At 57.3% G+C, this 12,704-nt stretch carries 9 protein-coding genes, 1 tRNA gene and 3 pseudogenes; 9 read left to right on the forward strand and 4 right to left on the reverse strand.

All coding sequences use genetic code 11. From position 1 onward, the window contains the following. Positions 1–106 precede the first annotated feature (106 nt). Positions 107–1,153 (forward strand): LacI family DNA-binding transcriptional regulator, encoded by a 1,047-nt coding sequence (locus tag IMCC12053_RS11390; RefSeq protein WP_062221240.1) that lies wholly within the window; start codon positions 107–109, stop codon positions 1,151–1,153. A gap of 96 nt (positions 1,154–1,249) precedes the next feature. Here IMCC12053_RS11390 and IMCC12053_RS11395 read toward each other — a convergent pair whose 3' ends face one another. Beyond that, a complete protein-coding gene (locus IMCC12053_RS11395) occupies positions 1,250–2,881 on the reverse strand; it encodes an FGGY-family carbohydrate kinase (RefSeq protein ID WP_062219166.1) in 1,632 nt (543 codons plus the stop codon). Between the two features lie 167 nt (positions 2,882–3,048). Here IMCC12053_RS11395 and istA point away from each other — a divergent pair. Continuing rightward, positions 3,049–4,002: pseudogene (gene istA, locus IMCC12053_RS11400) on the forward strand (IS21 family transposase); the annotation flags it as partial. 66 nt (positions 4,003–4,068) lie between these two features. Here istA and IMCC12053_RS11405 read toward each other — a convergent pair. From IMCC12053_RS11405 to IMCC12053_RS11415, 3 genes and pseudogenes are all read right to left on the reverse strand, one after another. Continuing rightward, positions 4,069–4,881: pseudogene (locus IMCC12053_RS11405) on the reverse strand (transposase); the annotation flags it as partial. Between the two features lie 211 nt (positions 4,882–5,092). Further along, positions 5,093–5,404 (reverse strand): annotated as a pseudogene (locus tag IMCC12053_RS11410) (DDE-type integrase/transposase/recombinase); the annotation flags it as partial. 420 nt (positions 5,405–5,824) lie between these two features. Continuing rightward, positions 5,825–5,914 (reverse strand) — tRNA-Ser (locus tag IMCC12053_RS11415). A 265-nt stretch (positions 5,915–6,179) separates the two neighbouring features. On the opposite strand from IMCC12053_RS11415, the gene IMCC12053_RS11420 reads away from it, so the two are divergent. From IMCC12053_RS11420 to IMCC12053_RS11450, 7 genes are all read left to right on the forward strand, one after another. After that, positions 6,180–7,094, forward strand: a complete 915-nt coding sequence (locus IMCC12053_RS11420; RefSeq protein WP_335337299.1) for an SPOR domain-containing protein — start codon at positions 6,180–6,182, stop codon at positions 7,092–7,094. Between the two features lie 73 nt (positions 7,095–7,167). Next, positions 7,168–8,346: a D-alanyl-D-alanine carboxypeptidase family protein gene (locus tag IMCC12053_RS11425; RefSeq protein ID WP_082389084.1), complete on the forward strand. Its 1,179-nt coding sequence runs from the start codon at positions 7,168–7,170 to the stop codon at positions 8,344–8,346. A 6-nt stretch (positions 8,347–8,352) separates the two neighbouring features. Continuing rightward, a complete protein-coding gene (gene tmk / locus IMCC12053_RS11430) occupies positions 8,353–8,985 on the forward strand; it encodes a dTMP kinase (protein ID WP_062219168.1) in 633 nt (210 codons plus the stop codon). Continuing rightward, positions 8,982–10,142 (forward strand): DNA polymerase III subunit delta', encoded by a 1,161-nt coding sequence (locus tag IMCC12053_RS11435; protein WP_082389085.1) that lies wholly within the window; start codon positions 8,982–8,984, stop codon positions 10,140–10,142. Before tmk ends, IMCC12053_RS11435 begins: the two co-directional genes overlap by 4 nt. 42 nt (positions 10,143–10,184) lie before the next feature. Further along, on the forward strand, positions 10,185–10,970 hold the full coding sequence (locus tag IMCC12053_RS11440; RefSeq protein ID WP_062219170.1) for a TatD family hydrolase: 786 nt from the start codon (positions 10,185–10,187) through the stop codon (positions 10,968–10,970). After that, complete coding sequence (locus tag IMCC12053_RS11445) at positions 10,967–11,761, forward strand: MBL fold metallo-hydrolase (RefSeq protein ID WP_062219172.1); 795 nt, start codon at positions 10,967–10,969, stop codon at positions 11,759–11,761. Before IMCC12053_RS11440 ends, IMCC12053_RS11445 begins: the two co-directional genes overlap by 4 nt. A gap of 1 nt (position 11,762) precedes the next feature. After that, a complete protein-coding gene (locus IMCC12053_RS11450; RefSeq protein WP_062219174.1) occupies positions 11,763–12,701 on the forward strand; it encodes an AEC family transporter in 939 nt (312 codons plus the stop codon). The last annotated feature ends 3 nt before the right edge of the window (positions 12,702–12,704 follow it).

A 12,704-nucleotide genomic window follows, 5' to 3' on the forward strand; every position in this document is an offset into this window, starting at 1 on the left:
CGTTTTGCACCGTGCAACAAGTTTCTGGGGGCCATCAGCAGTGCGCCCTTGGATCAAGGGCGGATTGCTATATTATGTATCCTCACCCGAAGCGGCGGATTTAATAATGGACAAGATCGACACAAAGCCAGTGACCCTGCGACAGGTCGCAGAGTCTGCCGGGGTCTCCGCTTCGACGGCGTCTTTGGTACTGAATGCAAAGGGGGACATCCCAAAAGCAACACGCGACCGCGTACTAGAAGCTGCGTCCAAGCTGAACTACACACCTCGCGCCTCTAAATCTAAGCCCGGGACAACACGTACGCTTCGCTTCATCAAGATTTCGAAGCATGGCGAAACCGTGAACCGTGACCACAACCACTTCATCTCGGATTACATTGACGGCATGTCGATGGAAGCGACGCGTCGCGACTACGCGCTAGAAGTCGTAACCTACAACGACGCAGATCTATCTGGACTGCTGTCATCTAGTGATCTGCGGAACCTGCACGGCGCAATCATACTTGGCACGGAGTTGTCAGAAAACGATATCCAAATCCTTGCTGGATGCGGCGAGCATATTGTCTTTGTCGACACCTTCTATCCGCAATTGAACGCAAATTTCGTGGATATGGATAACGACCAGACAGTCTTTGCCGTCATCTGCCACATAAAGGATGCGGGGTTTGCGCGTGTCGGTTTCGTTGGCAGTAATTCTGACGTCACGAACTTTCGCCTGCGTGAAGACGCCTTCCATCGCGCTTGCGACAAACTTGATATAAAAGTGTGCAATCAAGACAGTATCTCGGTCGCTGCGACGCGGGATGGCGCTTATAAGCAAGCAAAAATGCATCTTGAAGCGCAGGATAGCATCGCAGACGCATATTTTTGCGTGAATGACATCGTCGCTTTCGGGATGATGCGCGCCCTGCAAGAGCTTGGATACGCCATTCCCGCTGACGTCTCGGTTTACGGGTTCGACAACCTACCGATGAGCAGCCTGCTATCTCCAAGCCTATCGACGGTCGATGTGCCCAAACAGCAAATCGGTGCGATGGCTGTGCGCCTGCTTGACGATATGATCATCAACGGTAATAGCCAGCCATCGATGAAGGTTCTAGTGACCGGGCGACTGATCCTGAGGAAAAGCACTCGCAGAGTCCCGGCAAGGTAGACCCTCGCCATCCACTCCGAAAGTGTACGTGAAGTGGCGCGACACGCCGCCCCTGATGAAAGGATTCCGTCGCACATATCTATCCGATGGACAGTTTCACGACAGTAGCGCAGCTTGTCTAGCAATTGACTGGAGCTGTTCAAAGATCGCGAACCGCGCATCGTGCCGGGCACTCACTGCACCGCTTTGTGGCGCAAACTTTTTCGATAGCGACGACATCTTGGCCATGGCAACTGAAACATCCGGATGCACCCCTGCGGCCACACTTCCAAGGATCGCAGCTCCTAGCATAACAGGCTCCTCAGTTCCAGGTGCCGTCAATTCGATACCCGTCGCGTCGGCCAGCAGTTGGCGAACCAGCCCGCTCCGGCCGGCACCACCACTGATGATGATCCTTTCGACATGCGCGCCTTCTTTGTGTTGCGCCGCGATGATCTGGCGCAACCCATAACCGATCCCACAAAGTCCCGCGATGTAAAGTGAGACAAGGCTGTCGAGATCGCGCGCCATGCCCAGACCGGCAATAACGGCCCGAGTTTCAGGATCTGCAAAAGGTGCACGATTTCCTAAAAACTCTGGTACAACATGGATCTTTCCCGCAAGGCTGGAGGTATCACGATCCCCTGCGAGCTGTTCCTCGGCCCGGTTCGCCAACCAAGTCGGCAATGTCATGCCCTCGAGTGTAGCGGCGGCGCTGGCCTCTGTTGAATGAGGATGAAAATTTAGCAATTGATCAATGGCAGCGCCGGCGGCGGATTGCCCGCCTTCGTTCAACCACAGCCCAGGCACCATAGCCGAAAAATACGGCCCCCAAACACCCGGCACGAAAAGAGGCTCTGTCGTGCTGGTCATCGTGCACGAGGAGGTTCCGAAAACGTAGGCCAGATTGTCGACCGCACCTCTGCCACCTTCAGCACCAACAGACCCGACACCTCCTGCATGTGCGTCGATCAAGCCGGCCGCCACTGGCGTTCCGGCTGTCAGTCCAAAGTCGCGGGCAGCCTGTACAGACAGACCGTTCGCAAGCCGGGTCCCCGCGGGCACAATATTAGTACCGATCCGCTGAAAGCCTTCGTTCGCCAGATCACCCAAGCCGATAGTGTGGAAATAGTCCGCGTCCCAACTGTTCTCGTGTCCCATGTAAGTCCACTTACAGGTCACCGTGCAGATCGAGCGGGCAAGATCTCCTGTTGCCCGCCACGTCAGGTAGTCAGTCAGGTCCAAGAATTGCCAGGCCCCGGCATAGATGTTGGGGCGGTTTTCCTTCAACCACAGCAACTTGGGCGTTTCCATCTCGGGAGAAATACGTCCACCGACATAATCGAGGACACGGTGGCCCGTCGCGTTGATACGTTCAGACTGGTCCAGCGCCCGGTGGTCCATCCAGACCATGATGTTCCGCTCTGGATGGTTTGGGTCCCCCACGGGCAGCGGTGCGCCATCAGGTCCGAGCACGACCAGCGAACAAGTCGCGTCAAAACCGATGCCTTTCACGGCCCGCGGCGTGACCTCCGCATGCGCAATCACACCGCGCACGGATGTGACGACCGCCTGCCATATCTCCTCGCTGGATTGTTCTACGCTGTCGCCGTCCCGGTGGATAGAAATGGCACAGGTATCGGTTCCAACCATTCGCCCATCGGTCGTGAACAACCCTGCGCGGGCACTGCCTGTCCCCACGTCGATCCCAAGCAGGTAGCCGCTTGCATCATCCGATGCCTGTTTCATATCAATTCCTTCCAACGAGGTCCCCTACAGATTGATGCTTTTAGGCAAAATGACTGTTGATTTCCACTTAGAAGTGAGCCGGTTTAGCGAATAATTTCCACTGAGAATTGAGCCATGTGACCCTTCCCCCAGCGCGCTGCGCCACGGGGAGCAATGGAGTGATACACATGGGACTTTTGAACATAATTCGGCGCATGTCTTTGCGCGAGAAGCTATCGATCCTGGAGATTTCGCGCCGCACCGGTTTGTCGCGCAATACGATCACGAAGAATCTGAACGCGGGCACGATTGAGCCGCAGTTCACGACGCCAGAGCGGCAAAGCAAGCTTGATCCTTTTGCTGACAAACTGACCGGATGGCTAAAGACGGAGGCGGGCAAGTCGCGCAAGCAGCGGCGAACATCGAAGCAGCTTTATGAAGATTTGGTGAATCTGGGTTTCACTGGGTCCTACGGTCGTGTGGCCGCATTTGCTCGTGATTGGCGGGCCGATCGGCAGCGTGAGCAGCAGACAACAGGGCGCGGAACCTTTGTGCCTCTGACTTTCCGTCCTGGAGAGGCGTTCCAATTCGATTGGAGCGAGGACTTTGCGGTTCTGGCCGGTGAACGCACCAAACTGCAAGTGGCCCATATCAAGCTATCGCATAGCCGCGCATTCTTGATCCGCGCCTATTTGCTCCAAACCCATGAGATGCTGTTTGACGCACATTGGCATGGGTTTCGTGTCTTTGGCGGCGTGCCTGAACGTGGCATCTATGACAACATGCGCACCGCCGTTGACCGTGTCGGGCGCGGCAAAGAGCGTCAAATCAACATGCGCTTTCTGGCCATGACGAACCACTATGTGTTCGGACCAGAGTTCTGCAACCCGGCGGCTGGATGGGAGAAGGGCCAGGTTGAGAAGAATGTCCGGGATGCTCGCCATAGGTTTTGGCAGCCTATGCCCGAGCTTCCCAATCTCGATGCGCTGAATGATTGGCTAGAGCAGCGTTGCATGGAGATGTGGCATGATATCCCGCATGGCGGAGTGCTCGGCAGTATTGCCGATGTTTGGGCCGCCGAACAGGTGGCGTTGATGCCGCTGCCCTGCGCCTTCGATGGTTTTGTTGAACACAGTGTCCGTCGTCAAATAAAATGGGACATCAGAGCGGTTTGAGTTTTGGAGGCTCTGGTACGTTTGTGTGATTGATTATGCAGCTTGTTTTTGATGTTGCAAGCGGCGTTGGCGGATTGTTTGTTTCTTGATTGTCTCCCTTTCCCTTAGAATGACTTTGTCCCGTCCGAAGTAGACATCGGCTGGTGTGACGTTGTTCAAACTCTCGTGGTAGCGCTGGTTGTTGTAGTAATCGACGAAGGCCCCGATCTGACGTTCGAGATCGCCAGGCAGATAGTAATTTTCTAACAGCACCCGGTTTTTCATCGTCTGATGCCAGCGCTCGATCTTGCCCTGCGTTTGCGGGTGAAACGGTGCGCCGCGGACATGCGTCATTTTATGATCCTCCAGCCATTCCGCCAGATCACCCGAGATATAGCACGATCTATTGTCACTGAGCAGACGTGGCTTGTGGCGCACGACAGCCTGGTCGCAGCCGGATGCCGTCAAAGCGAGCTTGATCGTGGCGGTGACGTCATCAGCTCGCATGTTTGTGCAAAGCTTCCATGCGATGATGTAGCGGCTGTAATCATCAAGGATCGTGCTGAGGTAATACCAACCCCAGCCGATGATCTTGAAGTAGGTAAAGTCGGTCTGCCACATCTGGTTGATGGCCGTGGTTTTGTCCGTGAACTCATCAGCGGCCTTGATCACCACATAATCGGGTGCCGTGATCAGGTCGGCTGCTTTCAGAATGCGGTATGCCGATGATTCAGATATAAAATACCGCTTCTCATCGGTGTATTTGACCGCCAGTTCCCGCGTGGTCAGAGCCTCATGTTCCAGCGCGAACTCAATCAGATCGTCCCGCCTGGCTTGTGGAATGCGGTTCCAGACAGACCCGGGACGCGGCGAGATCGTCAGGTCGCAGAGATCCAAATCCGCGCCGCTATCCTCAACGGTTTCACAGCTCTTGGCATACCCCGTACCGTGGCCGTAGGCTAAATCCGTCCGGGGTAAGGGGAGGCCCGTCCTCAAGCGGGTTTGTGCAACAAAGCCGGTCAAATGGTGCTGTCAGACGAATGCGAACCAGTCTCTGCAAGGGCAATGAAGCTGCCCTTTATGCCATGCCCAACTGACGCCACTCAGCGAGAGCGGCAGCGCGGTTAAGCTTGAAGTTTTCTCGGCTGTAGAGGTGGCGTTCCTGGTTGAAATGATTGTGGACCGAAGAGTGGACGGAGACGAATTTCTGCAAGGTTCGCATGCGCCTAAAGCGGATCATTGCCCGTTCTCTTCGTCGGAATGGCTGATGTGAATTCTCCGCCCGATTGTTGAGCCAGCGGCCAGTTTCCTGTTTGTCCGCGTTGCCAACGACTTTCATCGCAGCGCCGTAAGATCGCAGTTTGTCGGTCACGATGACATGTGGCGGACCAACGCAATGCAGCAGCAGAGATCTGTCGTCTGCGCGTATGGCTAGCTTGGCTGTGGTGAGGCGATCACACACGCGCCGACACGGCACCGCGCGGGTATGCGCGCGGCTATCACAAGGCGCCCACACCTGCCAACTAAATGTTATATTATAACACTCATGTAATATATTGACGCACCTGACCGCTGTCTCTTTTGGGTACACTCTTGCTGGGTGTCTCCTGTTTTACACGGTATTGAGTTTTTCACGTTAATGGACAGTCGTTTTGCGGAGGCTAGAGCTAAAGAAGACAGATCGTTCGCCACATCTGCATCGGCCGGCGCGATCCGCTTTGATCCGTTGGCAGCCGCAATCAAGAGGGGGAAATAAAGGGGGAAGTGATTTTCACATTCCATTTAAAATCAATTACTTAAGTTGATTTAATGGCGGAGGCTCAGGGATTCGAACCCTGGGGACGCTTTCACGCCCGTCGGTTTTCAAGACCGGTGCATTCGACCACTCTGCCAAGCCTCCGACGAGATGGGGTTTAGCGGCCTCATTGCGATTCTAAAAGCCCATCTTGCATTGTTTGTTGAACTCATTTCACCGCGCCCCCAAACGACGACCTGCTGAATTTCGCGCATTGGCCGTTGCGGGGCTTTCCTCAGCCCCGCCATGTGGTTAGAGTACGCGCAAAGCCCATGTTGGGTGTAGGATGTGCCGTGCATACCTGCCCAAAACGGCGACGAGCAATTATAACGCGCCGAACGCGCGAAACGGGATCAAGGGGCACACGCACATGGCAACTATGGGCAAAACCATGGGAACAAAAACGGGCACAGCGCGCAAAATAGCGCTTTTGCTCGCAGGAACGGTTGCACTCACCGCGTGCGAAGGCGGGCAGATGTCAGGCTTTTTTGACACGATGAAGCCTAAGGCGTCGACAGACGCAAATACGCCCCCAACCGCCGCAACGTCCGCCAAACTGGTCGAGCGCGATGTCGAAGCCCCCGATGTGTTCCAAGTCACGGACAAAGGCCTGTGGGACGGACGCCCCTCACTTGGTGGGGTTTGGGTCGCACATTCATCCGTCACGGACCCCGAACGTGTGATCATTCGCAACACCAAAAACGGCAAGTTCGTCATCGGCGCGCTGTTCAAACGCGAAGCGACATCACCTGGCCCCGAGGTTCAGGTGTCATCTGACGCCGCCGAGGCCCTTGGCATGTTGGCGGGATCTCCGGTTGAATTGAACGTCACGGCACTGCGCCGCGAGGAAGTTGCCGTAGCGCCCCCCGCGCCTCAGGTCGATATGATTGATGCGCCAGATGCGATTGCGGCTACGCCACTTGACCCGATTGCGGATGCCGCGGCGGTCCTTGATGCGCTTGACGCCCCAGCGATGACGCCAACCGCGCCGATCGCGGCACCAACTGCACCGCGCCCCAAACCCGCCGCCGCGCCAAAGCCCACATCGTCGCTGGATAAATCCTACATCCAGATCGGTATTTTCTCTGTTCAAGAGAACGCCAATCGCACCAAGGAAATGCTGGCCAGCCAAGGCCTCGTGGCGACAATCAAGACGGGCGAAAGTGCGGGCAAATCATTCTGGCGCGTTGTTGTCGGCCCCGCCACAAATGCGACTGAACGCAGAACGCTTCTCACAAATGTGAAGAAAGCGGGCTTCACAGACGCCTATGCCGTCACGCACTAATACGGTGAACACGCGCTGCCACTCGGCGGCGCGCCCTTGCCCCATACGGCCCAAGCAAAGGACAAACTGCCCGATGTTGCGCTTTTTCGCCCGCCTACCTCGCCTGATCCTCATAACCACAACGTTTGCGCTCGCCTGTGCGACTGCGGCAACGGCGTTTGAAACCCGTGCGCGGGCGGCATGGGTCTATGACCTGTCGACGCAGACGGTTTTGATGTCAAAAGAGGCGCAAACGCCCCTGCCCCCAGCATCGATGTCCAAATTGATGACAATGAACATGTTGTTCGAGGCCCTGCGTGACGGGCGCGTCACCCTTGATACACAGTTTTCGGTGTCGACACGAGCCAAGGAAATGGGCGGCTCCACCATGTTTCTCAACGAGACTGACCGCCCCACGGTTGAGGAGTTGATCCAAGGGATCATCGTGCTGTCAGGCAATGACGCCTGTGTGACCGTCGCGGAAGGCCTTGCAGGGACCGAGGATAATTTCGCCCGCTTGATGAATGACCGCGCCAAAGAAATCGGCATGACCAACTCGACCTTTGCCAATGCAAGCGGGTGGCCGAACCCCGCGCAGCGCATGTCAATGGAAGATCTGGGCGTTTTGGCCACACGTCTGATTACCGAGTTTCCCGAGTATTACGGCTACTTTGGTCAGCGCGAATTCCCCTATGACAACCGCGCACCGCAAAACAAGAACAACCGCAACCCGCTTTTAAGGCTTGGCATTGGCGCAGACGGTCTAAAGACGGGCCACACCCAAGAGGCGGGATACGGCCTTGTTGGATCAGCGACCCAAGGGACGCGCCGCATTGTGTTCGTCATCACTGGGCTCGACTCCGAAGCCGAGCGCGCCCAAGAGGCAGAGCGGGTTGTGAACTGGGCCTTTCGTCAATTCGTCGAAAAACCCATAGCCGATGAGGGCCACGAATTTGCCCGTGCGCCGGTTTGGATGGGCAGCGAAAGTGACGTTGGACTGGTCGCACCGCGCGCCATGAGCTTGTTGTTGCCCGGATCGCAACTGGATGGATTGACGGCCCATGTCGTCTATACAGGCCCACTTGAGGCACCATTTCAACAAGGCGATATGCTTGCCGAGTTGGTGATTGAACGCGACGATCTCCCCGAGGCCCGCTTGCCCCTTGTCGCGGATCGCACCGTGGAGCGCGGCGGTATCGGCCCGCGCCTGCGCACGGCCGCCACGGTTTTGCGCCGCAAACTCGAAGGACAGGCCGTTTCGGCCGAGCAATAATCCGACATGTTCATTACACTTGAAGGCATCGACGGGTCTGGAAAATCCACACAAGCCCGTCTTTTGGCGGCGATGCTTGAGGCGCAGGGCATCAAGGTTGTATTGACCCGCGAACCGGGCGGCTCAAAGGGTGCCGAAGAAATTCGGACACTTGTGCTTGAGGGCGATCCGGATCGTTGGTCTGCCGAGACGGAGATTTTGCTCTTCACCGCAGCGCGGCGCGACCATCTGGAAAAGACAATCCGCCCCGCATTGGCAGCCGGACATGTCGTAATTTGCGACCGTTTTGCCGATAGCACACGCGTATTCCAAGGTGTCACACGCGGCGATCTCCAAGATAAGGTGAATTTGTTGCATGAGGCGATGATTGGCGTTGAGCCCGACTTGACCTTGTTGTTCGACATGGACCCGACCATAGGACTGTCACGGGCCAAATCGCGCCAGACCGCAGAAGAGCGGTTTGAGGATTTCGGGGCTGATTTTCAAATCAAAGTGCGCGCCGCATTTCTGGAACTGGCCGCTGTTCATCCGCGCTTTGCCCTGATCGATGCGGGGCGTTCCATTGATGCAATCGCCGCAGACGTGGCGCAGGTTGTCACCGCACGCCTCGCCAAGCACCGCACACAGGCCCACGCATGAGAGCGCCCGTGGGCGACATGGAACTGCCTCCCGAGGCCGACCGCACCGCCGGCGCGCCGCATCCGCGCGAGACCTTGCACTTGTTTGGACAAACGGCAGCAGAGACCGATTTTCTGGATGCGTTCAACGCGGACCGCTTGCACCATGCGTGGCTCATCACGGGACCGAAGGGCGTTGGCAAAGCCACCTTGGCGTGGCGCATTGCGCGGTTCTTGTTGGATCGTCCCATTGATGCGGGCCATGATGGCGGCATGTTCGGGGACGCGATTGCCCGACCAAACGCCGACACATTGCAGATCGGTTACGACACCCCCGTATATCGGCGCTCCGCGCAATTGGCCGAGCCGCGTCTGTGCCTTGTGCGCCGCGCGTGGGACGCCAAAAAAGGCAAACATGCCGCCCAAATTTCGGTCGACGAAGTGCGCAAGCTGAATTCATTTTTCCACATGTCCGCAGCAGACGGCGGACGGCGCGTGGTGATTGTCGATGCCGCCGACGAACTGAACGTTTCGGCGGCCAATGCGTTGTTAAAAACGCTCGAAGAGCCGCCAAAAGATGCGTTTCTTTTGCTCGTGTCCCATCAGCCCTCGCGCTTGTTGCCCACCATCCGAAGCCGGTGCCGCGAATTGCGCCTTGGCCCACTTGATCCCGAAAATCTCGCACAAGCCCTTGACGCGGCGGGGTTTGATGCCGCAGATCGCACTGACGCGCTTGCCGAATTGGCGGGCGGCTCAGTGGGAGAGGCGTTGCGATTGACCAATCAAGACGGGATAGAGACCTACGCGGAACTCATCGCGCTGTTTTCCAAAATGCCCCAGTTCGAGCGCCCACGCGCCCTCAAACTCGCCGAAAGCTGTGTCGGAGCGGCCAATGTGGCGCGCTACGATTTGGTGGTTGGCCTCATGGATAAATTCCTCATTCGCTTGGCGCGCTCTGGCGCGGGACGCCCACCCCTTGTGGAGGCGGCAAACGGCGAGGCCGCGTTGATGGTGCGACTGGCCCCCGAGGGCCAAGCGGCCAAAGCATGGGCAGTTTTGCAACAGACCTTATCGGCACGCGCCGCCCACGCAAAGGCCGTCAACCTTGACCCCGCCGCGCTGATCCTTGATATGATATTCGAGATCAACGACACGGCGTCGCGCGTGGCCGCCCCGTAGAGGCCCGCACAGACGCCCAAGACCAACAGGCGCTTTAAACCCATGCTCCCGACCCTCACTGACAGCCATTGCCATCTCGATTTTCCAGATTTTGACACCGAGCGTGACGCCGTTGTGCAACGCGCGTTGGACGCGGGTGTCAAACGCATGGTGACAATCTGCACCAAGCTCAAAAACGCGGATCAGGTACGTGCGATATCAGAGCAATACGCGCCGGTATTTTGGGCCGCAGGCACGCATCCGATGTCGGTGGCGGACGAGCCTATGGCGACCCTCGACGCGCTTTTGACACTCGCCAAGCATCCCAAGTTTGTGGGCATCGGCGAGACGGGTCTGGATTATCACTACACCGCCGAGAGTGCGCAAAAGCAACAAGAGAGCCTCAGACTTCATATCGAAGCGGCCCGTCAAACGGGCTTGCCGCTGATCATTCACGCCCGCGCAGCCGATGACGACATGGCGCGGATTTTGACCGAAGAGCACAACGCGGGCGCCTATACCTGCGTCATGCATTGTTTTTCCTCGTCGCGCGAACTGGGTCAGGCCGCGCTTGATCTGGGGTTTTACCTGTCGATGTCGGGTATCACCACATTCCCGAAATCCGAGGAGCTGCGCGAGATTTTCCGCGCCGTGCCTCGCGACCGTATTTTGGTGGAAACTGACAGTCCCTATCTGGCCCCCCCGCCCCATCGCGGTCGCCGCAACGAGCCGTCTTATGTAGCGCACACCGCCGCCAAAGCGGCCGAAACGTTTGGGATGGAATTAGCCGACCTCGCGACACAGACCGAAGCCAATTTTGACCGCCTGTTCACCAAGGCGCGCCTATGAGCCTGCGCTTTACCATATTGGGCTGTGGCTCATCGGGGGGCGTGCCGCGCATCGGCGGGCTTTGGGGGGCATGCGATCCAAGTAACCCCAAAAACCGCCGCCAACGCTGTTCGGCACTGGTTGAGCGCACAGGGCCAAACGGCACCACAACCGTATTGATAGACACCTCGCCCGACATGCGTGCACAGCTTTTGCAAGCCGAGGTGGCACGTCTTGACGGGGTCATTTATACCCACCCCCATGCCGATCACGTCCACGGGCTGGACGATCTGCGCCAAGTCGCTTTTTTGATGAAAGACCGGATCAAGGTCTGGGCGGACAGTGAAACAGAGAACGACCTGATCTCGCGCTTTGGCTACGCCTTTGTACAGCCGCATGGCTCGGACTATCCGCCGATCCTTGATCTGCATGCAATACGCGGCCCTGTTACAATCGACGGTCCGGGCGGTCCAATTACGCTTACTCCGATCCCCGTGCAACACGGACGGATTACGGCGCTCGGGTTTCGCATCGGCGATCTAGCCTATGTGCCGGACGTGTCGGATATTTCAGAGGACAGTTTTGCGCTTTTGGCGGGGTTGGAGCATTTCGTGATCGACGCGCTACGGTATACGCCGCACTCATCGCACGCGCATGTGGCCCGCACATTGGAGTGGATTGAGCGCCTACGGCCATCACGGGCAATCATCACCAACATGCACATCGACCTCGACTATGAGACGCTAGATCGCGAGACCCCCGATCATGTCACCCCTGCCTATGACGGCATGACCATCGCGTTCGGAGACTGACATGCAAGCGCTGCTCGAAGTTGTCTTTCCCGTCTTCATCATTGTTGGCTACGGATACCTTGCGGCGTGGCGCAAATGGGTGTCGGAGACCACAATCGACGGCGTGATGTCGTTTGCGCAAAACTTTGCCGTGCCGCTTTTGTTGTTTTCGGGCATCTCGCAAATCAATCTGGGGCAGAACTTTCACGCGCCCCTCTTGCTATCGTTCTACGCAGGGGCATTTGCGGGCGGTGCATTTGCCTTTTTGGGGGCGCGCTACATCTTCAAACGTAGCCTGACAGATTGCGTCGCCATCGGGTTTATCGGCTTGTTTTCAAACTCGCTCCTGCTCGGCATTCCCATTACTGAACGCGCTTATGGCACGGACGCCTTGGGGTGGAATTTTGCCATTGTCTCTATTCATGCGCCCATCCTGTATTCGGTTGGCATCGCGTTCATGGAATACGCCAAGGCGAAGGGGCAAGGCCTCTCACCCGCCAAACTGGCGCGCCAGATTGCCCGTTCGGTGCTCCGTAACCCGCTTGTCCTTGGGATCGCTGCGGGGTGGATCGTCAATATCGGTCAGATCGAGTTGCCTAAGTTCGCGTGGGACGCGGTGGGCATGATGAAATCTGCGGCCATTCCCGCCGCCCTATTCGGTTTGGGTGGCGTGTTGGTGCGCTACAAACCCGAAGGCGACATGCGGGTCATTTTGTGGGCCATCACGGCCTCGCTTTTGGTGCATCCGCTGATCACTTACGGCATGGGTCACTTTGTGTTTGACCTTGAGACCGGCGCGCTGCGCTCGGCCACAATCACCGCCGCGATGGCCCCCGGCGTGAACGCCTATTTGTTCGCAAATATGTACGGATCTGCGAAACGTGTCGCCGCCACATCGGTGTTGCTCGCAACCGCGCTGACCGTTGTGACCTCTTGGGTTTGGCTCGCGGTCCTGCCGTAAATC

It is taken from the genome of Celeribacter marinus (assembly GCF_001308265.1).
GTDB lineage: Bacteria > Pseudomonadota > Alphaproteobacteria > Rhodobacterales > Rhodobacteraceae > Celeribacter > Celeribacter marinus.